This window comes from Serratia bockelmannii (assembly GCF_051803255.1).
Taxonomy (GTDB): domain Bacteria; phylum Pseudomonadota; class Gammaproteobacteria; order Enterobacterales; family Enterobacteriaceae; genus Serratia; species Serratia bockelmannii.
Map to the genome: position 1 here is coordinate 1,113,241 of NZ_CP196512.1, position 26,053 is coordinate 1,139,293.

Consider the following 26,053-nt stretch of genomic DNA (forward strand, 5'->3'; position numbering starts at 1 on the left):
TGGGCACAACGGCCTCGCGGATCGCCGCGGGGCTGTGTTAGCATGACCCTCCAGATTACTCGACTTCTCCGGTATTAATGAGCTATCAGGTTCTCGCCCGTAAGTGGCGCCCTCAAACGTTCGCAGACGTGGTCGGCCAGGAACATGTCCTGACCGCGCTGGCCAACGGCCTCTCGCTGGGGCGGATCCATCACGCCTATCTGTTCTCGGGCACCCGCGGCGTGGGGAAAACCACCATCGCCCGCCTGCTGGCCAAAGGCCTGAACTGTGAAACCGGCATCACCGCCACGCCGTGCGGCCAATGCGACAACTGCCGTGAGATCGAACAGGGGCGTTTCGTCGATCTGATCGAGATCGACGCCGCTTCCCGAACCAAGGTGGAAGATACCCGCGATCTGCTGGACAACGTTCAGTACGCGCCGGCGCGCGGCCGCTTCAAGGTCTACCTGATCGATGAAGTGCACATGCTCTCGCGCCACAGCTTCAACGCGTTGCTGAAGACGCTGGAAGAGCCGCCATCGCACGTGAAATTCCTGTTGGCCACCACCGATCCGCAAAAATTGCCGGTGACCATTCTTTCCCGCTGCCTGCAGTTTCACCTCAAAGCGCTGGACGTCGATCAGATCCGTCAGCAGCTGGAAACGGTGCTGACGGCGGAGCAGATCACCAGCGACGCCCGCGCGCTGCAACTGCTGGCGCGCGCCGCCGACGGCAGCATGCGCGATGCGCTGAGCCTGACCGATCAGGCGATCGCCATGGGGCAGGGGCAGGTGACCGCCGCCACCGTCAGCCAGATGCTCGGCACGCTCGATGACGAGCAGCCGCTGGCGATCCTCGAAGCGCTGGTCAGCGCCGACGGCGAAAAGGTGATGGCGCAGGTCGCGCAGGCCGCTTCGCGCGGCGTGGACTGGGAAAACCTGCTGGTGGAGACGCTGGCGTTGCTGCACCGCATTGCGATGGTGCAACTGCTGCCTTCGATGCTCGACAACCACTACGCCGCCGTAGAACAACGGCTGCGTGAGCTGGCGCGCACTCTGCCGCCGGCCGATGTGCAACTCTATTACCAAACGCTGTTGGTGGGCCGCAAAGAGCTGGCCTATGCGCCGGATCGTCGCATGGGGGTTGAGATGACCCTGCTGCGTGCGCTGGCGTTTCACCCGAAAGCGGTGATCCCGGAGCCGGTGGCGTTGGTGCAGACCGCGCCGGCGCCGATGGCGCAACCGCAGCAGGCCACATCGCCACAGCCGCCGCAGTTTCAGGACGCGCCGCCCCCGTTAGGGCAGCCGGCCGCGTCGCAGCGACAATCATCGACCCCTTTACCGGATGCCACCGCCCAGCTGTTGAAAGCGCGGTCCCAGCTGCAACGGCAGCAGGGAGCATCCACACCAAAAAAGAATGAGCCGGCGGCGCCAGGAATAGCGCGGCCGGCAAACTCGGCGCTGGGGCGTTTGGCTTCCGTGACCGAGCGTAGCCAGCAGCGCCTGGCGGAGAAGAAGGTGCCGGAAAAACCGGCGAAGCCGGAAGCCTATCGCTGGCGCGCGCAGACCGAGCCGGAAGCGGCGCCGGAACCGTTGGCGACGCCGAAAGCGCTGCGCACGGCGTTGGAGCACGAGAAAACGCCGGAGCTGGCCGCCAAGCTGGTGGTGGAATCGCTGGAGCGCGACGCCTGGGCGGCGGAAATCGATAAGCTCAAGATCCCGAAACTGGTGCAGCAGCTGGCGTTGAACGCCTTCAAGCAGCAGCCGGAACCGGGCAAGATTAACCTCCATCTGCGGTCTTCGCAGCGCCATCTGAATTCGCCTTCGGCGCAGAAGACGCTGGCCGAAGCGCTCGGCGAGCTGTACGGCAGCCCGGTTGAGCTGACCGTGGTGGAGGACGATAATCCGGCGGAGCGCACCCCGCTGGAGTGGCGACAAGCCATCTATGAAGAAAAGCTGGCGCAGGCGCGCCAGTCCATCGTTGCGGATACCCATATCCAGACGCTGTGCCGGTTCTTCGACGCGGATCTGGATGAAGAGAGTATCCGCCCCCTTTAAACGCCGCGCGAGGTGCGCGGCCCTAGCGACGAGAGACGACTATGTTTGGTAAAGGCGGTCTGGGCAACCTGATGAAGCAAGCCCAGCAAATGCAAGAAAAAATGCAGCAGATGCAGGAAGAAGTCGCCAAATTGGAAGTGACCGGCGAGTCTGGCGCAGGCCTGGTGAAAGTCACCATCAACGGCGCACACAACTGCCGCCGCGTGGAGATCGATCCTAGCCTGATGGAAGATGACAAAGACATGCTGGAAGATCTGATCGCCGCCGCGTTTAACGACGCCGCGCGCCGCATCGAAGAGACTCAGAAAGAGAAAATGGCCTCCGTTTCCAGCGGCATGCAGTTGCCGCCTGGCTTCAAGATGCCGTTCTGATGCAAACCAGCCCGCTCCTTGAATCCCTGATGGAGGCGCTGCGCTGCCTGCCGGGCGTCGGCCCGAAATCGGCGCAGCGCATGGCGTTTCAGTTGCTGCAGCGCGATCGCAGCGGCGGCATGCGCCTGGCGCAGGCGTTGACGCGCGCGATGTCGGAAATCGGCCACTGCGCCGACTGCCGCACCTTCACCGAGCAGGACATCTGCACCATCTGCGCCAATCCGCGCCGTCAGCAAAACGGCCAGATTTGTGTGGTGGAAAGCCCGGCGGATATTCACGCCATCGAGCAGACCGGCCAGTTCGCCGGGCGCTACTTTGTGCTGATGGGCCATCTGTCGCCGCTAGATGGCATCGGGCCGGGGGATATCGGTCTCGATCGCCTGGAGCAACGGCTGGAAAAGGAAAGCATCACCGAAGTGATCCTCGCCACCAACCCGACGGTGGAAGGGGAAGCGACTGCCAACTACATCGCCGAGATGTGCGGCCAGTATGGCGTGCTCGCCAGCCGCATCGCCCACGGCGTACCGGTGGGCGGCGAGTTGGAGATGGTCGACGGCACCACGCTGTCGCATTCGCTGGCCGGGCGTCACGCCATCAAGTTCTGATGTTTTCCCGGACGGGGCCACTCGGCCCCGTCGTTTTTTTGCCAAAAATTTCCCGCCGTCCGCTTGAAAAACAAGACCCTGACCCTCATCTGATCCTCATTGTTCGATTTTGGTAGCCATTGTCTTTTGAGGTAATCAATGAGTATGAAAGGTCAAGAAACCCGCGGGTTCCAGTCTGAAGTAAAACAGCTGCTTCATTTGATGATCCATTCGCTGTACTCCAACAAAGAAATTTTCCTGCGCGAGCTGATTTCCAACGCCTCTGACGCCGCCGACAAGCTGCGCTTCCGCGCCCTGTCCGCGCCAGAACTGTATGCCGGCGACGGCGAGCTGCGCGTGCGCTTGTCCTTCGATAAAGAGCAGCGCACCCTGACCATCGCCGACAACGGTATCGGCATGTGCCGCGAAGAAGTGATCGAAAACCTCGGCACCATCGCCAAATCGGGCACCAAAGCGTTCCTGGAATCCATCGGTTCAGATCAGGCGAAAGACAGCCAGCTGATCGGCCAGTTCGGCGTCGGTTTCTACTCGGCGTTCATCGTGGCGGACAAAGTGACCGTGCGCACCCGCGCTGCCGGCGCCGCCGATGACGAAGGCGTGTTCTGGGAGTCCGCCGGTGAAGGCGACTACACCATCGCCGACATCACCAAAGAGACCCGCGGCACCGAAATCACCCTGCATCTGCGCGAAGGTGAAGATGAGTACCTCGACGCCTGGCGCTTGCGCTCGGTGATCGGCAAATATTCCGATCACATCGCCCTGCCGGTAGAGATCGAAAGCAAGAACGAAGAAGACGGCACCGTCACCTGGGAGAAGATCAACAAGGCGCAGGCCCTGTGGACCCGCAGCAAGGCTGACGTCACCGACGAAGAGTACAAAGAGTTCTACAAGCACATCGCCCATGACTTCACCGATCCGCTGAGCTGGAGCCATAACCGGGTGGAAGGCAAGCAGGAGTACACCAGCCTGCTGTATATCCCGGCGCAGGCGCCGTGGGACATGTGGAACCGCGATCACAAGCACGGCCTGAAGCTGTACGTGCAGCGCGTGTTCATCATGGACGACGCCGAGCAGTTCATGCCGAACTACCTGCGCTTCGTGCGCGGCCTGATCGATTCCAACGATCTGCCGCTGAACGTGTCGCGCGAGATCCTGCAAGACAGCCGTGTGACGCAGAACCTGCGCGGTGCGCTGACCAAGCGTGTGCTGCAGATGCTGGATAAGCTGGCCAAAGACGACGCCGAAGGCTACCAGAAATTCTGGCAGCAGTTCGGTCTGGTGCTGAAAGAAGGCCCGGCGGAAGACAACGGCAACCAGGAAGCGATCGCCAAACTGCTGCGCTTCGCGACCACCCACGGCGACAGCTCGGCGCAGACCGTGTCGCTGGAAGAGTACGTCGGCCGCATGGCGGAAGGGCAGGAAAAGATTTACTACATCACCGCCGACAGCTACGCCGCCGCCAAGAGCAGCCCGCATCTGGAGCTGTTCCGCAAGAAAGGCATCGAAGTGTTGCTGTTGTCCGATCGCATCGACGAGTGGATGATGAGCTACCTGACCGAGTTCGACGGCAAGCCGTTCCAGTCGGTCAGCAAAGCGGATGAAACGCTGGATAAACTGGCGGATGAAACCGAAGAGCAGAAGGCGGCCGAGAAGCAGTTGGAACCGTTCATCGAACGTGTGAAAACCCTGCTGGGCGAGCGTGTGAAGGATGTACGCCTGACGCACCGCCTGACCGATACGCCGGCGATCGTGGTGACCGACGCCGACGAAATGAGCACCCAGATGGCCAAGCTGTTCGCCGCCGCCGGTCAGCAGGCGCCGGAAGTGAAGTACATTTTCGAGCTTAATCCCGAGCATGCGCTGGTCAAACGAGCATCCGACGTGGGCGATAACGAACATTTCGCCGAATGGATCGACCTGTTATTGGATCAGGCGCTGCTGGCTGAACGCGGCACGCTGGAGGATCCGAACTTGTTCATCCGTCGCATGAATAAGTTGCTGTCCGCTTAAAAGCTGAAGATATGCGCCCTTAACGGCACCGTTAGGGGCGTATTTCCGGTTTTTCCCCGCTTTTTCTTGCCTTTTGTTCGTCCGTTTTTTTGCACATTCCGCAATCGATTTCCTTCGCGCGCCTTGAGCCTGCCCCCCCTGAAATGGTATCGTTGAGCGTTTTCGCAATTTTATAAAAACTACATAGCAAGGGGATTTACGCAATGCGTATCATTCTGCTGGGCGCTCCGGGCGCTGGTAAAGGTACTCAGGCTCAATTCATCATGGAGAAATACGGCATTCCGCAAATCTCCACCGGTGACATGTTGCGCGCAGCCGTGAAGGCCGGCAGTGAACTGGGCAAGCAGGCGAAAGAGATCATGGACGCCGGCAAGCTGGTGACCGATGAGCTGGTGATCGCGCTGGTCAAAGAGCGCATCACGCAGGAAGATTGCCGCAAGGGCTTCCTGCTGGACGGCTTCCCACGCACCATTCCGCAGGCTGACGCGATGAAAGAAGCCGGCATCAACGTGGACTTCGTGCTGGAGTTCGACGTGCCGGACGAGCTGATCGTTGACCGCATCGTTGGCCGCCGCGTACACGCGCCGTCCGGCCGCGTCTACCACGTGAAGTTCAACCCGCCGCAGGTGGAAGGCAAAGACGACGTGACCGGCGAAGAGCTGACCACGCGCAAGGACGATCAGGAAGAGACCGTGCGCAAGCGCCTGGTGGAATACCATCAGATGACCGCGCCGCTGATCTCTTACTACAGCAAAGAAGCGGCAGCGGGCAACACCCAATACCGCAAAATCGACGGCACCCGCAAGGTGGCCGAAGTGAGCGCAGAGCTGGCGACTATCCTCGGTTGATAGCAAACTGGCAGTGCATGACGCCGGGCCTGTGGTCCGGCGTTTTTTTTGCCGTTTTCCCGCCAAATTGTGATCGCGGCAGCTTGTTGCGGCCGTGCCCGTTAATCGCCCGCGCCAAATGGCGTATAACAAGCCTGCGTTTTCACCCTCAGCAGGGAGCCGGGCATGCTCAGACAAACCAATCTTCTGGCGGAAGCCACCGCGCGCCAGATCGTCCAGCGGGCGATGGGCATCATCAGCCATTCCGTCAACGTGATGGACAGCAACGGCGTGATCATCGCCTCCGGCAACCCGCAGCGCCTGTTCCAGCGTCATGAAGGCGCGGTGCTGGCGCTGGCGGAGAACCGGGTGGTGGAAATCGACCGCGCCACCGCCGAACACCTGAAGGGCGTGCGGCCCGGCATCAACCTGCCGTTCAGCTTTCGCAATCAGCGGGTGGGGGTGATCGGCATCTCCGGCGAGCCGGCCGAGGTGCGCGCCTATGCCGAGCTGGTGAAGATGGCGGCGGAGATGATGGTGGAGCAGGCGGCGCTGCTGGATCAGCACCAGTGGGAAAAACGTTACCGGGAAGAGCTGGCGAATCAGCTGCTGCAACCGCAGCCGAACACGGCGTCGCTGGAGGCGATGGCGGCGTATCTGGGATTGGATCTGCGCCAGGCGCGCATCGTCTGGATCGTCGAGCTGCAAGAGGCGCAGCCGCACCTGCTGCGTGAGCTGTTGGCGGAGCTGGAGGCCACCCAGCGCGACGCGTTGATCGCCATTACCGGCTTCAATGAAATGACCCTGTTGCGCCCGGCCTGCATGGCTCAGGGCGAATGGAGTTTGAAGCTGGAGCGCCAGCAGGCGCAGCGTTTGCAAAACCAGCTAAAACACCGCTTTCGGGTGCGGCTGATCGTCGGCGGTTTTTATGACGATCCGCAAAGCGCCTACCGTTCCAGCCTGACGGCGCGTGCCACCCAGGCAATGGCGCAGCGCCTGAAACTGCGTCACGCCACGCTGTTCTACCACGACTATCCGCTGCCGTCGCTGCTGTGCGATCTCGGGGAGGACTGGCGAGCGCAAGAGCTGGGGCGCCCCTGGCGGACGCTGGGCGAACAGGATGAAAAAGGCGTGCTGCGCGCCACGCTGCGTCACTATTTTTCGCAGAATTGTGATCAGACGCAGGCCGCCGCGCAGCTGCATATTCACGTCAATACCCTGCGCTACCGCCTGCAGCGCATCGAAGCCATAACTGGCATGAAAATCAATAAATTAACCGACGCTCTGCGGTTGTATATCGGCATGCTGATGCACGACTGAGTTGTGCCAACCCACAAATTTCGCGCCGTTCCTTCGGCAATTTTTTGTTGTTTCCCCTCAGGTCAACGCCGGGCGCGCGGGATATGTTGGCCTGCACATCAACCACGGAGAAAACAACAATGACAACCGTATCCACTCTGGGAGCGCTGGTGGCGTTAGCCGTCGCCATCGTCCTGATTCTACGCAAGGTGCCGCCGGCTTACGGCATGATTGCCGGCGCGCTGGCGGGCGGGCTGTGCGGCGGCGCCGATCTGGTGCAGACCGTAACGCTGATGATCGGCGGGGCGCAGGGCATCACCAACGCCGTGATGCGCATTCTGGCGGCGGGGGTATTGGCCGGGGTGCTGATCGAATCCGGCGCGGCGCACACCATCGCCGAAACCATCGTGCGCAAAGTGGGCGAAACCCGCGCGCTGCTGGCGCTGGCGGTGGCTACACTGATCCTGACGGCGGTGGGGGTGTTTATCGATGTGGCGGTGATCACCGTCGCGCCGATCGCGCTGTCGATCGCCCAGAGGGCTGGCATTTCACGCGCGGCGATCCTGCTGGCGATGATCGGCGGCGGCAAGGCCGGCAACGTGATGTCTCCCAACCCGAACACCATCGCGGCGGCGGACAACTTCCACGTGCCGCTCACTTCGGTGATGATGGCCGGCATCGTGCCGGGGCTGTGCGGCCTGGTGGTGGCCTATCTGCTGGCGCGCCGCCTGAGCGATAAAGGCGGCAGGGTGATGGCTGAAGAGCTGACTCAGCATGCCGAAGGGGCGCGGCCGGGCTTCGCTGCGGCGATCAGCGCGCCGCTGGTGGCGATCCTGCTGCTGTCGCTGCGGCCGATCGCCGGTATCGCCGTCGATCCGCTGATCGCGCTGCCTGCTGGCGGGTTGGCGGGCGCGCTGCTGATGGGGCGCATCCGCCAGTGCAATCAGTTTATGGTTTCCGGTCTGTCGCGCATGGCGCCGGTGGCGATTATGCTGCTCGGCACCGGCACGCTGGCGGGCATTATCGCCAACTCGGCGCTGAAGGATGTCTTGATTAACGGTTTGACGCACACCGGGCTACCGGCCTGGCTGCTGGCGCCGCTGTCCGGCGCGCTGATGTCGATGGCGACCGCCTCGACCACCGCCGGCACCGCCGTGGCTTCCGGGGTGTTCAGCTCCACGCTGCTCGAGCTGGGGGTGAGCGGATTGGCCGGTGCGGCGATGATCCATGCGGGCGCCACGGTGCTGGATCACCTGCCGCACGGCAGCTTCTTCCACGCCACCGGCGGCAGCGTCAATATGGCGGTGCACGAGCGGCTGAAGCTGCTGCCGTATGAAACGCTGGTGGGGTTCACCATTGCGGCAATCTCGGCGCTGATGTTTGGCGTATTTAACCTGGCGGGATAAGGAACAGTGATGAAAACGCTGAAAAAAGTGGTTATTGCCCCGGATTCTTTCAAAGAGAGCCTGAGCGCGCTCGGCGTCGCTGACGCCATCGAGCGGGGATTCCGCCAAATTTACCCGCAGGCGCACTACGTGAAGCTGCCGATGGCGGACGGCGGCGAAGGCACAGTGGAGTCGATGGTGGCGGCCACCGGCGGCGAAATCGTCCAGGTGACGGTCACCGGGCCGCTGGGGGAGCCGGTGTTGGGATTTTATGGCCTGCTGGGCGACGGCGAAACCGCGGTGATTGAAATGGCCGCCGCTTCCGGGCTGCATTTGGCGCCGCCCAACCGGCGCGATCCGCGCATCACCACCAGTTACGGCACCGGTGAGCTGATGCTGGCGGCGCTGGAGCGCGGCGTGAAGGCGATCATTCTCGGCATCGGCGGCAGCGCCACCAACGACGGCGGCGCTGGGATGATGCAGGCGCTGGGCGTTAAATTGCTGGATAAGGATCGCCGGCCGCTGCCGGTGGGCGGTGCGGCACTGGCGCAGCTGGTGCATCTCGATCTCGCCGGGCTGGACGCGCGTTGGCAACGGGTGAGCGTAACCGCCGCCTGCGACGTGGATAACCCGCTGTGCGGCGAAAAGGGCGCGTCGGCGGTGTTCGGGCCGCAGAAGGGGGCGACGCCGGAGATGGTGGCCCAGCTCGATGCGGCGCTGCATCACTATGGTGAACTGCTGGAGCGGGAAACCGGCCGCGCCGTGCTGACCCAGCCAGGGGCGGGCGCGGCGGGCGGCATGGGGGCGGCGCTGCTTGGCATGCTCGAAGCGCGCTTGCGGCCGGGCATCGAGATTGTCACCGAAACCCTGCGCCTGGATGAAGCGGTGCGCGATGCCGACTTGGTGATCACCGGCGAAGGGCGGCTGGACAGCCAGTCGATCCACGGCAAAACGCCGATCGGCGTGGCGCGAGTGGCCAAGCGTCACGGCGTGCCGGTGATCGCCATCGCCGGCAGCCTGACGCCGGATTATTCGGTGGTGCATCAACACGGCATCGATGCGGCGTTTTCGGTGCTCGATCGCATCGTGACGCTGGAAGAAGCGCTGGCGGACGCCGATCGCAATCTGCAGGTGACGGCGCGCAACGTGGCGGCGGTATGGCAACTGGCGCAAGGGGGAAGCCCACAGGGATAGCCTGTTGCTGTTATCGGTTCCGACGCAGGACTTTTCCGTTACAATAGCCGGCATTAATGGCTGCTGACATCCCGACCCAGAACGGAATGCCGGCCGGAAAGGAAATGAGGGGAACTGAGATGAAGCAAGAGAAACACGGCGTATTGCTGGTGAACCTGGGCACACCAGATGCGCCGACCTCGTCGGCGGTCAAACGCTATCTGAAGGAATTCCTCAGTGACGATCGCGTGGTCGACACGGCGCCGCTGATCTGGTGGCCGATCCTCAACGGCGCGATCCTGCCGATCCGCTCGCCGCGCGTGGCGAAGCTCTATCAGTCGGTGTGGATGGAAGAAGGCTCGCCGCTGCTGGTATACAGCCGCCGCCAACAGCGGGCGCTGGCGGCGCGCATGCCGAATACGCCGGTGGAGCTGGGAATGAGCTACGGCTCGCCAAGTTTGGCGGAAGCCATCGACAAGCTGCTGGCGCAAGGTGTGACCAACCTGGTGGTGCTGCCGCTCTACCCGCAATACTCCTGTTCCACCAGCGCGGCGGTATGGGATGGCGTAGCGCGAGTGCTGAAAGGCTATCGCCGCTTGCCGTCGGTGGCCTTCATCCGCGATTACGCCGAACACCCGGCCTATATCGCCGCGCTGCAGCAAAGCGTGGAGCGCTCGTTCGCCGAGCACGGCCAGCCGGATCGGCTGGTGTTGTCGTTCCACGGCATCCCCAAACGCTATGCGCGCCTGGGCGACGACTACCCGCAGCGCTGCGAGGATACGCTGCGTGCGCTGAGCGCCACGCTGCCGCTGGCGCCGGAGCGCGTGATGATGACGTACCAATCGCGCTTTGGCCGCGAGCCGTGGCTGACGCCATACACCGATGAGACCCTGAAGGGGCTGCCGGCGCAGGGCGTGAAGCACATTCAGCTGATTTGCCCCGGTTTCTCGGCGGACTGCCTGGAAACGCTGGAAGAGATCAAAGAACAGAACCGCGAGATCTTCCTCAAGGCCGGCGGCGAGAAGTTTGAATATATCTCGGCGTTGAACGACGAGCCGGCGCATATCGATATGATGCAGCAGCTGGTGGCGCAGCGCCTGTAATCATCCATAATCTGTCTATTAGATGCATCGTGATCGGGCGGGGATGTGTTAACATTCTCCGCTTGTTAAACCGTCACCACCGCCAATCACATGAAATTTCCTGGTAAACGCAAGTCCAAACACTATTTCCCGGTGAGCGCCCGCGATCCGCTTCTGCAGCAGGCTCAGCCCGAAAGTGAAATCAGCACCTCGTATATCGTCGGCATCGATCAGACGCTGGTGGATATCGAGGCGAAAGTGGACGACGCTTTTGTCCAGCGCTACGGCCTGAGCCTGGGCCACTCTCTGGTGATCGAAGACGACGTCGCCGAGGCGCTGTATCAGGAACTGAACGAAAACAACCTGGTTACCCATCAGTTCGCCGGCGGCACCATCGGTAACACCATGCACAACTATTCGGTGCTGGCGGACGATCGCTCGGTGCTGCTCGGCGTGATGTGCAGCAACGTGAAAATCGGCAGCTACGCCTACCGTTATCTGTGCAATACCTCCAGCCGTACCGATCTCAACTATCTGCAGGGCGTAGACGGCGCCATCGGCCGCTGCTTCACGCTGATCGGGGAAAGCGGCGAGCGCACCTTCGCCATCAACCCTGGCCAAATGAACCAGCTGCGCCCGGAAAGCATTCCTGAAGAGGTGATCGCCGGCGCGTCGGCGCTGGTGCTGAGCTCTTATCTGGTGCGCTGTAAGGAGGGGGAGCCGATGAAGGCCGCCACCCTGCAGGCGATCGAATATGCCAAAAAACACGACGTGCCGGTGGTGTTGACGCTGGGCACCAAGTACGTGATCGCCGACAACCCGCAGTGGTGGCGCGACTTCCTGAAGGAAAACGTGACGATTCTGGCGATGAATGAAGACGAAGCGCTGGAGCTGACCGGGCTGAGCGATCCGCTGACCGCCTCGGACATGGCGCTGGAGTGGGTGGATCTGGTGCTGTGCACCGCCGGGCCGAACGGCCTGTATATGGCGGGTTACACCGAAGAAGCCAACAAGCGCCAGACCCAGCACCCGCTGCTGCCGGGGCATATCGCCGAGTTCAACCGCTACGAATTCAGCCGCGCCATGCGCCGCGAACACTGTGAAAATCCGCTGCGCGTTTATTCGCACATCGCGCCTTATATGGGCGGCCCCGAGAGGATCATGAACACCAACGGCGCCGGCGACGGCGCACTGTCGGCGTTGCTGCACGATATCGCCGCCAACGGCTATCACCGCCATAACGTGCCGAATTCCAGCAAGCACGTGCGCAGTTACCTGACATACTCCTCATTGGCGCAGGTGTGCAAATACGCCAACCGCGTCAGCTACCAGGTGTTGAACCAGCATTCGCCGCGCCTCACTCGCGGCCTGCCGGAGCGCGAAGACAGCCTGGAAGAGTCTTACTGGGAGCGTTAACCCGCTGAATAAATATCCTCCGGCATAGCCGGAGGTTTTTCATATGCGCCTATAAGGCTCTCTTGCCAGCTGCGCCCTAACAGGCGCATCGCGATCTGACATTTGCTTCTATCGGTTACTTCCGACCCGTAAACGGGCTACCTGGATAGGGGATCGACAACTGCTCACCCATCTTATCCTCTTCCAGTTGGTGCTTTATGTATTCTTGTATCTTGGCTGTATTTTTACCCACCGTATCAACGTAATACCCTCGACACCAAAACTCCCTGTTACGGTATTTGAACTTCAAATCCCCAAACTGCTCATAAAGCATCAGGCTGCTCTTGCCCTTCAGATACCCCATAAACCCCGATACACTCATCTTGGGGGGAATTTCCAGAAGCATATGGATGTGATCCACACAACATTCCGCCTCCAGAATATTCACGCTTTTCCATTCACAAAGCTTTCTTAAGATACTGCCAATTGCTCTGCGCTTTTCCCCGTAGAACACCTGTCTTCGGTACTTCGGCGCAAATACTATGTGATATTTACAGTTCCAGCGCGTGTGCGCTAAGCTCTTTTCGTCCCTCATAGGGACCCCCTTTTGATTTCTTGTTGAACGTTCGCAGTTGCCAGACCGCAAACTGTTTTAACAAATCAAAAGGGGTCTTTATAACTGGCTCAAAGCTGAAAGCTTTACGGAACCCCCAGCCTAGCTGGGGGTTTTTGCATACAAAAAGAAAAGGTCCGGCATGCCGGACCTTTTTTTGTGCGCGCGGGGCGTTTCAGATCGGGCAGCCGCCCATTTTTTCTTCTTCGCTCAGGGTGTCCAGCTGCAGGATGTTCAGCATGCTGTTGGCGATCTCCCGTTCGCCCATCACTACCTGATTGGCGCCGCGATCGGTGATGTAGGCCACCTCGTCGTCGTAGTGGGCGCGGGCGATGATCTCGATGTTCGGGCGCTTGGCGCGCGCCGAGGCGACGATCTCGCCGGCCTCATAGCCGTTGGGGATAGTCAGCAGCAGCCAGCGTGCGCAGTCGAGCCGCGCCAGATCCATCACTTCCGGATTGGCGGCGTTGCCCAACACCGTCTTGATGCCTTGCTCGCGCAGCGCTTCCACCCGCGGGCGGGAGTTTTCGATCACCACCAGCGGAATGCCCGCCTCGGCCAGTTTGCCGCCCAGCAGGCTGCCGACGCGGCCGTAGCCGACCACCAGCGCATGGTTGCACATCTCTACCGGGATCTGCTTCTCTTCTTCCACCGCCTCTTCGAGGATTTGCTCTTCGATGGTTTCGGTCTTGGCCAGATAGCGCTCCAGCAGGGTGAACAACAGCGGGTTGAGCATGATCGACAGGATAGCGCCTGCCAGCACCAGATTGCGACCGTGTTCCGACATCATGCCGAGCGTGATGCCGAGGCCCGCCAGAATAAAGGCGAACTCGCCGATCTGTGCCAGGCTGGCGGAGATGGTCAGCGCGGTGCGCTTGGAGTGGCCGAACATTTTCACCAGCAGGAACGCAGCGGCGGATTTGCCGAACACGATGATCGCCAGCGTCGCCAGCACCGCCAGCGGTTCGTTAATCACGATCATCGGATCGAACAGCATGCCGACCGAGACGAAGAACAGCACCGCGAACGCGTCGCGCAGCGGCAGGGTATCGTGCGCCGCGCGGTGGCTCAGTTCGGACTCGTTCAGCACCATGCCGGCGAAGAAGGCGCCCAGGGCGAAGGAGACGTCGAACAGTTTCACCGCGCCGTAGGCGATGCCGAGCGCCAGCGCCAATACCGCCAGGGTGAACAGTTCGCGCGAGCCGGTGCTGGCGGTTTTCGACAGGATCCACGGTACCAGACGGCGGCCGACCACGATCATCAGCGCGATGAAGGCGATGACCTTGCCGATGGTCAGCGCCAGCTCCATCAGCAGTTGGCCGCTGCTGGCGTTGTTGTTGCCCAGCATGTTGCCGAAGGCCGGCAGTAACACCAGCGTCAGCACCATCGCCAAATCTTCGACGATCAGCCAGCCGATGGCGATTTGCCCGCGCTGGCTGTCGATCAGCTGCCGTTCCTCCAGCGCGCGCAGCAGCACCACGGTGCTGGCGGTGGAGAGACAGAGGCCGAACACCAGCCCGGAGATCAGATCCCAGCCGAGCAGCTTGGACAGCCCCATGCCGAGCAGGGTAGCGACGGCTATCTGCGCCACGGCGCCGGGTATGGCGATAGATTTTACTGCGAGGAGGTCTTTCAAAGAGAAGTGCAGGCCAACACCGAACATCAACAGGATAACGCCGATTTCCGCCAGTTCCGGCGCCAGTGAGGTATCAGCAACGAAACCGGGGGTGAACGGGCCGGCGAGTACCCCTGCGGCCAGATACCCCACCAGAGGGGAGATGCGCAGGCGGTTCGCCAGCATGCCGAGGAGGAAGGCGAGTACTAACCCTCCGACGATGGTGGTAATGAGCGGTGTTGAATTATGCATCCATACTCCTTCTGGCTATGCATCGCGGCACGGGAGAAACGCAACAAAGTTACGAAAAGATACATTTAGTTTATTGCATTTGTTCGCGGCTTGCTTGGCTAATTTGGCCTTTTTTGTAAAAAAGCAGAGGATTTCACTTAAGGCGGGGCAATAAGGGAGTTTTGTGTCAGATAAGCCAAATAACATTGATTTATCCGTAGGATAACCCGGATGAATAAATAATTTCATCCGGGCGGTTCGCGGGGTTATTGCGGTTTATGCTCCATATTGGGCAGTAGCGCGGTAATAATGCCGATCAGCGGTAGGAAAGCACAGATTTGGTAGACCAGTTCGATACTGGTTAAATCGGCGACATAACCAAGAACTGCCGCGCCTAACCCGCCCATACCGAAAGCAAAACCGAAGAATAAGCCGGAAACCATGCCGACTTTACCGGGGATAAGCTCCTGAGCGTAGACCAGAATGGCGGAGAACGCCGAGGCGAGAATAACTCCAATGATCACCGTTAAAATGCCGGTCCAATAGAGTGATGCATAGGGTAAAACAAGGGTAAATGGCGCAGCGCCGAGAATAGAGCCCCAAATAACGTATTTACGGCCTATCTTATCGCCAAGAGGCCCGCCGATAATGGTGCCAGCCGCTACTGCGAACAGGAAGGCGAACAGATGAATTTGCGCATTCTGCACTGAAACGCCGAACTTATGTATCAGATAAAAGGTGTAATAGCTGCTAATGCTGGCCAAGTAGAAGTATTTGGAGAAAATTAGCACCAGAAGAATGCCCAGCGAGTAGGCAATGGTACGTTTTGGCAGCGGTTTCAGCATCGACGGGCTTTTCGGCTGCCCTTTAGTTGCCCGGTGCTGATGTTGATACCACTTGCTGACCTGCAGCAATACCACGATCGCCAGCAGTGCCGCCAGCGTGAACCAGGCGACGTTGCCTTTGCCGTAAGGCGCGATGATCAGCGCGGCCAGCAGCGGGCCGAGCGAGCTGCCGAAGTTGCCGCCGACCTGGAACAGCGACTGCGCCAGGCCGTGTCGTCCGCCGGAGGCCATGCGCGCCACGCGCGAGGATTCCGGGTGGAAGACCGATGAGCCGGTGCCCACCAGCGCCGCCGCCAGCAGCACCAGCGGGAAGGTGCTCGCCACCGACAGCAGCAGCAGGCCGGACAGGGTAAAGCCCATGCCGATCGGCAACGAGTAAGGCTGCGGGTGTTTATCGGTGTAATACCCGATCAGCGGCTGCAGCAGCGAGGCGGTTAGCTGATAGGTCAGGGTGATCATGCCGATCTGCACGAAACTGAGGTGGAAATCGGCTTGCAGGATCGGGTAGATCGCCAGGATCAGCGACTGGATCATATCGTTGAGCAGGTGAGACACGCTGATGGCGCCAAGGATGGAGAAGGCGGTTCCCTTCACCGCACTGCCCTTGGCGGGCGGCATCGCGCTTTGGCTACTGTCGGTCATATTATTATTAGCCTGAGAAGTTGTTGAGCACAGAGATGACATCTTAGGCAGGGCGCCCAATTTTTACCATATCTGAAATAATCAGACTCACATCGCAAAAATTTGAAATCAGCTGTCATTAATTCGCGCTACAATTCCGCCCTCATCATAAAAGCTATTGAATACACGGAGATCCGCCATGCGTTTTTCGCTGAAAACCACCGCATGCGCGCTGGCCGTTTCCCTGACGTTGCTGTCGGGGGCCGCCAGTGCCTGGGAAAAGGATAAGACCTACGCCATCACCATTCTGCATACCAACGATCATCACGGTCACTTCTGGCAGAACGATCACGGCGAATACGGTCTGGGCGCGCAGAAAACGCTGGTGGACGGCATTCGTCAGGAAGTGGCGGCGCAGGGCGGCAGCCTGCTGTTGCTGTCCGGCGGCGATATCAACACCGGCGTGCCGGAATCGGATTTGCAGGACGCCGAGCCGGACTTCCGCGGCATGAACCTGGTGGGCTATGACGCGATGGCGATCGGCAACCACGAATTCGACAACCCGCTGAGCGTACTGCGCCAGCAGGAGAAATGGGCAACTTTCCCGCTGCTGTCCGCCAATATCTATCAGAAAAGCACCGGCCAACGCCTGTTCAAGCCTTACGCCTTGTTCGACAAGCAGGGCATCAAGATTGCCGTTATCGGCCTGACGACCGACGACACTGCTAAGATTGGCAACCCGGAGTACTTCACCGACATGGAGTTCCGCGTGCCGGCGCAGGAAGCGAAGCAGGTGGTGGAGCAACTGCGCAAGGACGAGAAGCCGGACGTGATTATCGCCGCCACCCACATGGGGCACTACGATAACGGCGAACACGGCTCGAACGCGCCGGGCGACGTGGAGATGGCGCGCAGCCTGCCGGCCGGATATCTCGACATGATCGTCGGCGGCCACTCACAGGATCCGGTGTGTATGGCCGGCGACAACCGCAAACAGGTGGATTATGTGCCGGGCACGCCGTGCTCGCCGGATCGCCAGAACGGCACCTGGATCGTGCAAGCGCATGAGTGGGGGAAATACGTGGGTCGCGCCGACTTCGAATTCCGCAACGGCGAGCTGAAGCTGGTGCATTATCAGCTGATCCCGGTAAACCTGAAGAAGAAGGTGGAGAAGGCGGACGGCACCAGCGAGCGGGTGTACTACACCCAGCAGATTGCGGAAGATCCGACCATGATGAAGCTGCTGACGCCGTTCCAGGATAAGGGCAAGGCGCAGCTGGGCGTGAAGATCGGCAGCGTCAACGGCAAGCTTGAAGGCGATCGCAGCAAGGTGCGCTTCGTGCAGACCAACCTGGCTCGGGTGATGCTGGCGGCGCAGAGGGAGCGCGCCGACGCCGACTTCGCCGTGATGAGCGGCGGCGGGGTGCGCGATTCGATTGAAAGCGGCGATATCACCTACAAGAACGTGCTCAAGGTGCAGCCGTTTGGCAACACGTTGGTGCATGTCGATATGAAAGGCCGTGAGGTTGAACAGTATCTGGCGGTGGTGGCCAACATGAAGCCGGACTCCGGCGCCTACGCCCAGTTCGCCAACGTCAGCCTAGTGGCGGACGGCAAGGGCGTCAGCGAGGTGAAGATTAACGGCCAGCCGCTGCAGGCGGATAAAACCTACCGCATGGCGACACTGAACTTCAATGCGCTGGGCGGCGACGGCTATCCGAAGCTGGACGGGCTGCCGAGCTACGTCAACACCGGCTTTATCGATGCCGAAGTGCTGAAGCAGTACATCGAGAAACACTCGCCGCTGGATGCGGCGGCCTACGAGCCAAAGGGCGAGATCGTCTATCGATAGAGGTGTAGCGGAACGGCGTTCTCGCTTGTCGCGGGGGCGCCGTGCCCGCCTTCGCGAGCCTCCTCTCCATCAACGCCTTCTGTCGGCGTTGCCGTTTTAGACGGCGTCTTACTTTCGTCTCTCCATATACGCCCTCGCTGGGCAACCCATCATATTCTTGAAAAAAGTGGCGAAGGCGCTGTCGCTGGAAAACGCCAGCTGGCCGGCGACCTCGGATTGGCTCAGCCCTGCGGCCAACATCTCTATCGCTTTGATCAGGCGCCATTGCTGACGCCACTGTTGATAACTGAGACCGGTTTCACGGCGGAAAATCCGGCTGATGGTTTTCTCGGAAGCGCCGCTATAGCGCGATAGCTCGTGCAGCGGCGGAAGCATGTCCAGATTGGCCAGATGGCGCAGGCGCCGGTCGCTGGGCAGCGGCAGCAACGTCAGTTCGCGCGGTGCGGCGGCGATCTCGTCGAGGCAGACCGCCAGAATATTGGCGTGAGGCCCGTGCTGCCAGTCGGTGTCGAAAGCGGCGGACGCGATGCGTTCCAACACCTCGCGCAGCAGCGGCGAGGCTGTCAGTACGGCAAGCTGCGCAGGCAGACAGGCATAGCGATCGGCGTCGAGATAAAGCGAACGGTAACCGACGACGCCGTTGACCTGAACGCGGTGAGCCACCTGCGGCGGGATCCAGGCGACTCTGCCCGGCGGCAGCATACAGATGCTTTGGTTGAGCGTGATGCGCATGCTGCCTTGCTGACAGAACAGCAACTGCCCCCTGTCATGCCAATGCGTGCCCGAGTCGTGCTGCGCCAGTTCGGCGGCGATCCCGAGTACCCCGTTGTCGAGCGTATCCGGATTAAAACTGTCCTGCGCCTGAAGCCACGCCATAGTATGTCCGATTTTGTAAATTTATTGTCTTTTATATTGTAATCGGCACCGGGGAGCTGATGCTACCTTGTGCAGCCTATTCTTGGCTACAGGATCTGTTATGCAACGTAAACTGACGCTGACGTTGGCGACGTCGATGATGATGTTTCCCCAGGTGGTGGAGACCATCTACAGCCCGGCATTGACGCACATTGCGCACGGTTTCCGGGTCAGTGCGGAGATGGCGGCGCAAACGCTCTCTTGTTACTTTTTCGCTTTTGCGCTCGGCGTGGTGGTATGGGGGCGGATGTGCGACGTCATCGGACGCCGTCCCACCATTTTGGCCGGGCTGACGCTCTATCTGCTGGCTTCTATCATCGCGCTGTTCAGCGACAGCTTCAGCGTGCTGCTGGCGGCGCGTGTGCTGGCCGCCTTTGGCGCGGCGGTCGGTTCGGTCGGGACGCAAACGGCGATTCGCGATCGCTTCGACGGTTATGAGTTGGCGCGGGTGTTCTCGGTGATGGGGATCGCCATGGCGATCAGTCCGGCGGTTGGCGTGTTGAGCGGCGCAGTGCTGACTTACTATTGGGGCTATCAGGGGGTGTTCGGCGGTTTGGCGCTGTTGGCGGCGCTGTTGTTGGGCTATGCCGGTTGGCAACTGCCGGAGACGCGTCCGCAACAGGTGGTGAAGAGTTCATTTTTCGGCACGCTGGGGCGGATGATCAAGGACGGGGATATTTGGCTCAGTGCGCTGTTGGTGGCGTTGTTCAATATTTGCATGTTCAGCTATTACCAACTGGCGCCATTCCACTTCTCAGCGTTGGGATTGCCGGCGCAGTGGTTCGGTTATACCGGTTTGGTATTGGCGGTCGGAGTGGGTATCGGCGCGGCGATCAACAAGTTTTTGATCGGCAAACGCTGGCTGTTCCCCGCACTGTTGATGCTGGCCTGCGCGCTGTCGCTGACCGGCGGCCTGCTGGTATTGCTGCTGGAAGGGACCTTGTGGTTTGTTCTGCCGATGATGCTGGTGGTGATGGCGTACGGCATCGCCATTCCCAATATTCTGGCGCGCGCGCTGCGCCATTATAAAGACTGCATGGGCACTGCCGGCGCCATCCTTGGCCTGATGTATTACCTGATGCTCGGCGGTGGCCTGGTGCTGGCGGGGCTGTCGCTGCACCTGGGTGCCGTGCTGTCGCTCTGCAGTCTCTGCGTGCTGCTGTTGGCGTGGCGGGTGGCGCACAACGAGCGTCGTTTGGCGTTGCCTGCGCGTAGCTGAATGATAAACGGGGCGGACATTCTCGCCACCGCTGCCTTCCAATGATAGCCTGAGCGACAATTTGGTTTTGATAACGCAAACAGGAAGATGACATGTTGAAAACCGCAGGCTGGCTGCTGCCCGCCATCCTGGCGCTGGCGGGGTGTTCGTCATCCGGCCAAGGTCATGAGCAAACGCTTAGCCAGGCGCTGGCGGCCCTCGGCCAGGACAAGGCGCTGGTTGGGGCGTCGAGCGGCGTGATGGTGCGCGATGCCGAGAGCGGCACCGTGCTTTATCAGGCGCACGCGGAGCAGCGTTTGGCGCCGGCTTCCAACATGAAGATGTTCACTTCTCTGGCGGCGTTCGGCGTGCTGGGGGCGGATTACCGGTTTGAAACCCGGCTGCTGACCACCGGTGAACAGCGCGGCAACACCTTGCAGGGGGATCTCTATCTGCAGGGCAGCGGCGATCCGACGTTGCATCCTGACGATCTCGACACCTTCGCCGCCACGCTGGCGCAGCGCGGCGTTCGCCAGATTCATGGGCGGCTGATCCTGGACGCCAGCGCGTTCGATCAAACGCCATTCGGCGCCGGCTGGAGCTGGGACGATGAACCCTTTGCCTTCGCTGCACCGATCTCGGCGCTAAACTACGCCTTTACCCCCGGCGGCGATATCAACGTGGTGCGGGTGGATGTGCAACCGGGCGCCCGCGCCGGTGCGCCGGGGCGGGTGAGCTTCTATCCCGCCAATGACGCGGTGACGCTGGTCAACCGTACCAGCACCGGCGGCGACACCGCACTGACGTTCGAACGCCAACCGGGCAGTAACTGGGTTGTGGTCAGCGGCACCATTGCCGCGCAGGCGGAGGCTCGTTCGCGATTGATCACTGTCGATCAACCCACCCGCGTGGTTGGTGCCTTACTGCAAAATGCCCTGCGCGCGCACGGCATTACCCTGCACGGTAATGCTGAAGAGGGGGTGACGCCGGCCGGCGCACAGCTGCTGGCGCAAAAAAACTCGCCGCCGCTCTCCCGCCTGATCGTCACCTTCCTGAAAGTGTCCAATAACGGTTACGGTGAGGTACTGACCAAAGCGATGGGCCGCAAGACGCAGGGTAAGGGGGATTGGGCCGCCGGCCTGCAGGCGATCGGCCAGTTTGTGCAAAGCCAGGGCATCGAGGCCGGCGCGTACCGTCAGGTGGACGGTTCCGGGCTGTCGCGCATGAACCAGATCACGGCGCAGCAGCTGACACTGCTGCTGCTGGCGGCCAGGAAACAGCCGTGGTTCGCCGACTGGTATCGCGCTTTGCCCGTCGCGGGCCAGCCGGGGTTGCTGGTGGGCGGCACGCTGCAGAGCCGTATGGTGAAGACGGCGGCGGCGGGCCGCGCCCACGCCAAGAGCGGCTCCATGACCGGGGTCTCGTCGCTCAGCGGCTATGTCGATTCGGCGACCGGGCGGCCGCTGGCGTTCGCCATTATCAGCAACAACTATCTGGTGCCCGGCGCGGAGGTGAAGGCGCTGGAGGACCGCCTGGTGGAGACGCTGGCAGCCTGTGACGCCACGGTGGTGTGCCGCTGAGTACGCGTCGTCAGTCGCGTTTGGCGATGTCGGCGAAGCTGCCGGCCAGCAGGCGGCACAGATCGGCGGCGGCCAGCTCGATGTCCAGCCCGCGTTTGCCGCCGGAAACGTAGATGGTGGCGAACGCTTGCGCCGGGCTGTCGATCACCGTCGGCAGCCGTTTTTTCTGCCCCAGCGGGCTGATGCCGCCCACCAGATACCCGGTGACGCGCTGCGCCAGCTGCGGATCGGCCATCTCGGCCTTTTTGGCGCCGAGGGCGCGGGCAACCTTTTTCAGATCCAGCTGGGTGGCGACCGGCGTGACCGCCACCGCCAGGTGTTTGGCGTCGCCGTTCAGCGCCACCAGCAAGGTTTTGTAAACCCGATCGGCATCCAGCCCCAGCTTTCTCACCGCCTCATCGCCGAAGTTGGTTTCGTCGCTGTCGTGGTGATAAGGATGGAGGGTGAAGGCGACCTTTTGTTTCTCAAGCAGAACGACTGCGGGCGTCATGATGTGTTGTCCAAAATGTCCCCAGCGGGGAAGGGGTGATAACCAGCCTTAAAAATACAAAAATCCAACCTGCCCGGCAACCTGAGCGGCTGTTACATAAAGCGGGTTGCCAAGATATTCACCGGGTTGCTACCCTGTTTACTGTAACCGTTAACACGGTTGCTATGCGTATAACTAGAATACAAGAAATTCCTCTTTGACTGGCCAATAGCGATATTGGCCACTTTTTTACCCCTGTGGCTGCAGCATCGCCGGCAGGTTATCCTCGCCATACAGGTGCAATGCGCCAACCGCCACCACATAGTCCCCGGCCGGCAGCGCCTCCAGCTGACGCCGCCAGTCGCGATTGCGCTGATGCATCAGCACGTCGTACAGCCCAGCGCTGAAGGTGGCCGGCAGCGTGTCCAGCGTGCCGCGCGGTTTGGCGTCCAGCCACCAGCTCACCATGGTTTGCAGCAGCCGCGCGTTGGTATGCCAGTGTTCCAGCGTATCGCGCAGCAGTGCGATGCCGCCTTCCGGCAGCTGTTCCAGCATTGCCAACTGCTGCTGCGCCCCTTCAAGTTCGATCACCGGTTTGTCCTGCGCCCGGGCGGCCTGCAGCAGCTGATAATCTACGCCGTACTCTGCGCGCAGCCCCAGACGCTGAGCCTGCCGCGCCTGCATCATCAGCGCCACCTGCCAGCCGGGCAGGGTGGCGAAGGCGTGCGGATCGGCGCCCAGTTCGTGGCACAGCGCCAGCAGCTGTTGATACTCTTCGGCGGACAGGCGCTGTTCCAGCTCCGGCTGCTGTTCGGCGTGGTCGAAAGGGGAGGCGGCGCCGGTGATATCGGCTTCGACGATCAGCGCGTCGGCCTGTTGCAGCCGGGCGGCCAGCCGGGGCGGCAGCGGCGACATATCGACGGTGCCCATATGGATGCTGCCCACCAGATGCAGCCGACGTTCGCCCGGCAGGGTGATGTCCAGCGCCGGATAAGCGTAACTTTTGGGCGAGATCAGGCCGAGAAAGGCGGCGAGGTGGCGTAACAGTTGACCCATACGGCGTGGCTCCTGAATAACGGGTGCGCGTTTTCGCGTGCAAGGCAAGGGAAAATCGTCATTCATGCTAAACGCTATCTGCCGCGCAGGGAAGCCCGGAAAACAGCGGGGCGCCTTGACGGCGCCCCGGAGCTTACTTCCTGGGTTTAAAACGCAGCAGCCGGTTGGCGTTGCTGACTACGGTAATCGACGACAGCGCCATTGCGGCACCCGCCACCACCGGGCTGAGCAGTGTGCCGGTCAGCGGGTAGAGCACGCCGGCGGCGATTGGAATGCCCAGCGTATTATAGATAAAGGCGCCGAACAGGTTCTGCTTCATGTTGCGCAGCGTGGCCTTCGACAGCTCCACTGCATCCGCTACGCCATTCAGGCTGTGGCGCATCAGGGTGATGGCAGCGGTCTCGATGGCGATGTCGCTGCCGCCGCCCATCGCGATGCCCACGTCGGCCTGCGCCAGCGCCGGGGCGTCGTTGATGCCGTCGCCGACCATCGCCACGCGTTGGCCCTGCGCCTGCAGCTGTTTGATCGCCGCCGCTTTGCCGTCCGGCAGCACGCCGGCAATCACCCGATCGATACCGGCCTCTTTGGCGATGGCGTTGGCGGTCACCGGGTTGTCGCCGGTCAGCATCACCAGCTGATATCCCTGCTGGTGCAGGCGCTGCAGCGCCGCGACGCTGTCCTCGCGTAGCGGATCGCGAATGGCGAACAGCGCGGCCGGTTTACCGTCAACGGCCAGCAGCACCGGCGTCACGCCGCGTTCGGCCTGGGCGCGCATCGGCGCATCCAGTTCGGCGGTCGCGACCTGATGCTGTTCCAGCAGCGCGGCGTTACCCAGCAGCAACTGCGCGCCGTCGATCTCCCCGCTGACCCCGGCGCCGCGCAGGGTGCGGAACTGCGCCACCTGCGGCAGCGTTTGCCCGGCGGCGCGTTCCATGATGGCGCGCGCCAGCGGGTGGTTGGAGCCTTGTTCCAGCGCGGCGGCCCAGCCGATCGCCTGCTGCTCGCTGACCTGATTGAAGGTCAGGATCTCCACCACCTGCGGTTTCCCTTCGGTCAGGGTGCCGGTTTTGTCGAACACCAGGGTGTCCAACTGGCTGGCCTGTTGCAGGGCGTCGGCGTCGCGAACCAGCACGCCGAACTCCGCCGCGCGGCCGACGCCGGAGATGATCGACATCGGCGTTGCCAGGCCCAATGCGCACGGGCAGGCAATGATCAGCACCGTAGTGGCGATCACCAGCGTATAGACCAGCTGCGGCTGCGGGCCGAAGAAGTACCACATCGCTGCGCTGAACAGGGCGATCGCCACCACCGCCGGCACGAACACCGCCGAGACGCGGTCAGCCAACTGGCCAATCGCCGGTTTACTGCTCTGCGCCTGACGCACCAGTTTGATGATGCGCGCCAGCGTGGTTTGGCTACCGATGGCGGCGGCGCGGAACAGCACGCTGCCGTCGTCGACCACCGTCCCGGCATGCACCGTATCGCCGGGGCCTTTCTGCTGTGGCACCGCTTCGCCGGTCAGCATCGCTTCATCGAGCCAGACTTCGCCCTGCACGATTTCACCGTCGACCGGCACGCGATCGCCGGTGGTCAGCCGCAGCGTCATGCCGAGCTGCACCTCCGCCAGCGGGATATCGCGTTCGCCGTCGTCGGTCACCAGCCGCGCGGTGGGCGGTGTCAGATCCAGTAACCGCTCCAGCGCCTGTGAAGAACGCTGACGAGCGCGCTGCTCCAGCGCATGGCCGAGGTTGATCAAACCGATGATCATCGCGCTGGCCTCGTAATAGAGGTGGCGCGCTTCCGTCGGGAAGAAATCGGGCCAAATGTTGACGGCGATCGAGTAAAGCCAGGCGGCGCCGGTGCCGAGTGCCACCAGGGTATCCATGGTGGCGCTGCCGTTCATCAGCGCGCGCCAGGCGTTGCGGTAGAAGTGCCCGCCGGCAAACACCATCACCGCCAGGGTGATGACGCCGACCAGCAGCCAGGGGCGCTGGGTTTCCGGCGTCAGCGTCATGCTGCCGCCGAACAGCCCCCAGGCCATCAGCGGGATACCCAACGCCAGCCCCAGCGCCGCCTGCCAGCTAAAGCGCTTCATGTTGGCGCGTGCGGTCTGCTGTTGGCGTTCGCGACGTTCTGTCTCGTCCTGAATCATCTCGGCACCGTAGCCGGCTTTTTCCACCGCCGCTACCAGTGCCTGCGCATCGGCGGCGCCGGTGACCAGCGCACTGCGCTCCGCCAGGTTGACGCGCGCGTGTTCAACGCCGGGGACGCTTTGCAGCGCATGCTGCACTTTATTGACACAGCTGGCGCAGGTCATGCCGCTGAGCAGCAGCTGTACGCTGTCGTCCGCGTTGTCGGTTGCCGGAAGGGGAGGCTGCGCCGCTGGCTGAACGTCCGGCAACGAAGGTGTTGCGTCAGTCAACGGCTCAGTTTTTGGGACGACGGCACCCGCCACGCTGGCGTGATAACCGGCATGTTCCACCGCGGCGATCAGCGCCTGCGGATCGGCATCGCCGTACACTTTCGCGCTGTCGATCTCGACCTCGGCGGCGAACACCTCCGGCACCGCTTCCAGCGCCTTGCGGGTGCTGCCGACGCAGTGCATGCAGCTCAGACCGCTCAGCTGCAGTTCGGTGTCGGCGCGCGGCGCGACTTCTGCCTGATAACCGGCGGCGATCACGCTGTCGATCAGCGCGCTGTCCGGCGCTTCGCCGGTCACTTTGGCGTAATGGACGTTAACCTCCGCCTGTTCGACATCGCTGCGGCTTTCCAGGGCTTTTTTCACCCGCTGTGCGCAGTTCATGCAGGACAGCCCCTGCAATGCCAGCATAGTGGTGTGTGACATGATTGAACTCCTTGCTTAAAGGGCGGTGTT

At 61.7% G+C, this 26,053-nt stretch carries 20 protein-coding genes and 1 other annotated feature; of the genes, 13 read left to right on the plus strand and 7 right to left on the minus strand.

Features of this window, described 5'->3' with window-relative positions; all coding sequences use genetic code 11:
• Positions 1-77: 77 nt before the first annotated feature.
• From dnaX to ACSJLU_RS05315, 10 genes are all read left to right on the plus strand, one after another.
• Entirely contained in the window at positions 78-2,036 is a 1,959-nt protein-coding gene (gene dnaX, locus ACSJLU_RS05270) for a DNA polymerase III subunit gamma/tau (protein ID WP_167324881.1), read from the plus strand.
• Positions 1,369-1,433, plus strand: a sequence feature (DnaX frameshifting element). It overlaps the preceding gene by 65 nt.
• Positions 2,037-2,077: 41 nt before the next feature.
• A complete protein-coding gene (locus tag ACSJLU_RS05275) occupies positions 2,078-2,407 on the plus strand; it encodes a YbaB/EbfC family nucleoid-associated protein (RefSeq protein ID WP_025301790.1) in 330 nt (109 codons plus the stop codon).
• Positions 2,407-3,012: a recombination mediator RecR gene (gene recR, locus ACSJLU_RS05280; RefSeq protein ID WP_025301791.1), complete on the plus strand. Its 606-nt coding sequence runs from the start codon at positions 2,407-2,409 to the stop codon at positions 3,010-3,012. The genes ACSJLU_RS05275 and recR overlap by 1 nt, the downstream gene beginning before the upstream one ends.
• Positions 3,013-3,156: 144 nt before the next feature.
• Positions 3,157-5,022, plus strand: coding sequence for a molecular chaperone HtpG (htpG, locus tag ACSJLU_RS05285; RefSeq protein WP_342096679.1), 1,866 nt, complete (start codon positions 3,157-3,159; stop codon positions 5,020-5,022).
• Between the two features lie 203 nt (positions 5,023-5,225).
• The gene (gene adk / locus ACSJLU_RS05290) at positions 5,226-5,870 is read left to right on the plus strand and encodes an adenylate kinase (RefSeq protein ID WP_025301793.1); all 645 of its coding nucleotides are present in this window, start codon (positions 5,226-5,228) and stop codon (positions 5,868-5,870) included.
• A gap of 165 nt (positions 5,871-6,035) precedes the next feature.
• Positions 6,036-7,169 (plus strand): sugar diacid recognition domain-containing protein, encoded by a 1,134-nt coding sequence (locus tag ACSJLU_RS05295; protein ID WP_342096678.1) that lies wholly within the window; start codon positions 6,036-6,038, stop codon positions 7,167-7,169.
• Positions 7,170-7,288: 119 nt separating this feature from the next.
• The gene (locus ACSJLU_RS05300; RefSeq protein WP_025301795.1) at positions 7,289-8,554 is read left to right on the plus strand and encodes a GntP family permease; all 1,266 of its coding nucleotides are present in this window, start codon (positions 7,289-7,291) and stop codon (positions 8,552-8,554) included.
• A 9-nt stretch (positions 8,555-8,563) separates the two neighbouring features.
• Positions 8,564-9,727 carry a glycerate kinase gene (locus tag ACSJLU_RS05305; RefSeq protein ID WP_273830837.1) on the plus strand — a complete coding sequence of 388 codons (1,164 nt, stop codon included), beginning with the start codon at positions 8,564-8,566 and terminating at the stop codon, positions 9,725-9,727.
• A gap of 119 nt (positions 9,728-9,846) precedes the next feature.
• The gene (gene hemH / locus ACSJLU_RS05310; RefSeq protein WP_004940253.1) at positions 9,847-10,809 is read left to right on the plus strand and encodes a ferrochelatase; all 963 of its coding nucleotides are present in this window, start codon (positions 9,847-9,849) and stop codon (positions 10,807-10,809) included.
• A gap of 90 nt (positions 10,810-10,899) precedes the next feature.
• Positions 10,900-12,204: an inosine/guanosine kinase gene (locus ACSJLU_RS05315; protein ID WP_025301797.1), complete on the plus strand. Its 1,305-nt coding sequence runs from the start codon at positions 10,900-10,902 to the stop codon at positions 12,202-12,204.
• A gap of 115 nt (positions 12,205-12,319) precedes the next feature.
• Here the strand turns inward: ACSJLU_RS05315 and tnpA are convergent, their stop codons facing one another.
• The 3 genes from tnpA to ACSJLU_RS05330 form a co-directional block, all read right to left on the minus strand.
• A complete protein-coding gene (gene tnpA, locus ACSJLU_RS05320) occupies positions 12,320-12,778 on the minus strand; it encodes an IS200/IS605-like element IS1541B family transposase (protein ID WP_141997679.1) in 459 nt (152 codons plus the stop codon).
• A gap of 193 nt (positions 12,779-12,971) precedes the next feature.
• Entirely contained in the window at positions 12,972-14,663 is a 1,692-nt protein-coding gene (gene ybaL, locus ACSJLU_RS05325) for a YbaL family putative K(+) efflux transporter (RefSeq protein ID WP_025301798.1), read from the minus strand.
• 245 nt (positions 14,664-14,908) lie between these two features.
• Positions 14,909-16,129, minus strand: coding sequence for an MFS transporter (locus ACSJLU_RS05330; RefSeq protein WP_197790682.1), 1,221 nt, complete (start codon positions 16,127-16,129; stop codon positions 14,909-14,911).
• A gap of 178 nt (positions 16,130-16,307) precedes the next feature.
• Between ACSJLU_RS05330 and ushA the strand changes: the two genes are divergently transcribed.
• Positions 16,308-17,960 (plus strand): bifunctional UDP-sugar hydrolase/5'-nucleotidase UshA, encoded by a 1,653-nt coding sequence (gene ushA, locus ACSJLU_RS05335; protein WP_025301800.1) that lies wholly within the window; start codon positions 16,308-16,310, stop codon positions 17,958-17,960.
• Positions 17,961-18,068: 108 nt separating this feature from the next.
• Here the strand turns inward: ushA and ACSJLU_RS05340 are convergent, their stop codons facing one another.
• Positions 18,069-18,836 carry an AraC family transcriptional regulator gene (locus tag ACSJLU_RS05340; protein ID WP_197790680.1) on the minus strand — a complete coding sequence of 256 codons (768 nt, stop codon included), beginning with the start codon at positions 18,834-18,836 and terminating at the stop codon, positions 18,069-18,071.
• A gap of 100 nt (positions 18,837-18,936) precedes the next feature.
• On the opposite strand from ACSJLU_RS05340, the gene ACSJLU_RS05345 reads away from it, so the two are divergent.
• A complete protein-coding gene (locus ACSJLU_RS05345) occupies positions 18,937-20,094 on the plus strand; it encodes a multidrug effflux MFS transporter (RefSeq protein WP_149570289.1) in 1,158 nt (385 codons plus the stop codon).
• 92 nt (positions 20,095-20,186) lie between these two features.
• On the plus strand, positions 20,187-21,653 hold the full coding sequence (gene dacB / locus ACSJLU_RS05350; RefSeq protein WP_380827669.1) for a D-alanyl-D-alanine carboxypeptidase/D-alanyl-D-alanine endopeptidase: 1,467 nt from the start codon (positions 20,187-20,189) through the stop codon (positions 21,651-21,653).
• Between the two features lie 10 nt (positions 21,654-21,663).
• Here dacB and ybaK read toward each other — a convergent pair whose 3' ends face one another.
• The 3 genes from ybaK to copA all read right to left on the minus strand — a co-directional run bounded on the left by ybaK (position 21,664) and on the right by copA (position 26,023).
• Positions 21,664-22,143, minus strand: coding sequence for a Cys-tRNA(Pro)/Cys-tRNA(Cys) deacylase YbaK (gene ybaK / locus ACSJLU_RS05355; RefSeq protein ID WP_004940240.1), 480 nt, complete (start codon positions 22,141-22,143; stop codon positions 21,664-21,666).
• A gap of 228 nt (positions 22,144-22,371) precedes the next feature.
• On the minus strand, positions 22,372-23,178 hold the full coding sequence (locus ACSJLU_RS05360) for a TraB/GumN family protein (protein ID WP_342096832.1): 807 nt from the start codon (positions 23,176-23,178) through the stop codon (positions 22,372-22,374).
• A 133-nt stretch (positions 23,179-23,311) separates the two neighbouring features.
• Positions 23,312-26,023 carry a copper-exporting P-type ATPase CopA gene (gene copA, locus ACSJLU_RS05365; protein ID WP_380827665.1) on the minus strand — a complete coding sequence of 904 codons (2,712 nt, stop codon included), beginning with the start codon at positions 26,021-26,023 and terminating at the stop codon, positions 23,312-23,314.
• Positions 26,024-26,053: the final 30 nt, after the last annotated feature.

Coding starts and splice junctions, on each gene's coding strand:
- ACSJLU_RS05330 (WP_197790682.1), bottom strand. CDS start 16,129: ATGACCGACAGTAGCCAAAGCGCGATGCCGCCCGCCAAGGGCAGTGCG.
- ybaK (WP_004940240.1), bottom strand. CDS start 22,143: ATGACGCCCGCAGTCGTTCTGCTTGAGAAACAAAAGGTCGCCTTCACC.
- htpG (WP_342096679.1), top strand. CDS start 3,157: ATGAAAGGTCAAGAAACCCGCGGGTTCCAGTCTGAAGTAAAACAGCTG.
- hemH (WP_004940253.1), top strand. CDS start 9,847: ATGAAGCAAGAGAAACACGGCGTATTGCTGGTGAACCTGGGCACACCA.
- ACSJLU_RS05315 (WP_025301797.1), top strand. CDS start 10,900: ATGAAATTTCCTGGTAAACGCAAGTCCAAACACTATTTCCCGGTGAGC.
- adk (WP_025301793.1), top strand. CDS start 5,226: ATGCGTATCATTCTGCTGGGCGCTCCGGGCGCTGGTAAAGGTACTCAG.
- ACSJLU_RS05275 (WP_025301790.1), top strand. CDS start 2,078: ATGTTTGGTAAAGGCGGTCTGGGCAACCTGATGAAGCAAGCCCAGCAA.
- dacB (WP_380827669.1), top strand. CDS start 20,187: ATGTTGAAAACCGCAGGCTGGCTGCTGCCCGCCATCCTGGCGCTGGCG.
- copA (WP_380827665.1), bottom strand. CDS start 26,023: ATGTCACACACCACTATGCTGGCATTGCAGGGGCTGTCCTGCATGAAC.
- recR (WP_025301791.1), top strand. CDS start 2,407: ATGCAAACCAGCCCGCTCCTTGAATCCCTGATGGAGGCGCTGCGCTGC.
- ACSJLU_RS05345 (WP_149570289.1), top strand. CDS start 18,937: ATGCAACGTAAACTGACGCTGACGTTGGCGACGTCGATGATGATGTTT.
- ACSJLU_RS05300 (WP_025301795.1), top strand. CDS start 7,289: ATGACAACCGTATCCACTCTGGGAGCGCTGGTGGCGTTAGCCGTCGCC.
- ACSJLU_RS05360 (WP_342096832.1), bottom strand. CDS start 23,178: ATGGGTCAACTGTTACGCCACCTCGCCGCCTTTCTCGGCCTGATCTCG.
- ushA (WP_025301800.1), top strand. CDS start 16,308: ATGCGTTTTTCGCTGAAAACCACCGCATGCGCGCTGGCCGTTTCCCTG.
- tnpA (WP_141997679.1), bottom strand. CDS start 12,778: ATGAGGGACGAAAAGAGCTTAGCGCACACGCGCTGGAACTGTAAATAT.
- ACSJLU_RS05305 (WP_273830837.1), top strand. CDS start 8,564: ATGAAAACGCTGAAAAAAGTGGTTATTGCCCCGGATTCTTTCAAAGAG.
- dnaX (WP_167324881.1), top strand. CDS start 78: ATGAGCTATCAGGTTCTCGCCCGTAAGTGGCGCCCTCAAACGTTCGCA.
- ACSJLU_RS05295 (WP_342096678.1), top strand. CDS start 6,036: ATGCTCAGACAAACCAATCTTCTGGCGGAAGCCACCGCGCGCCAGATC.
- ACSJLU_RS05340 (WP_197790680.1), bottom strand. CDS start 18,836: ATGGCGTGGCTTCAGGCGCAGGACAGTTTTAATCCGGATACGCTCGAC.
- ybaL (WP_025301798.1), bottom strand. CDS start 14,663: ATGCATAATTCAACACCGCTCATTACCACCATCGTCGGAGGGTTAGTA.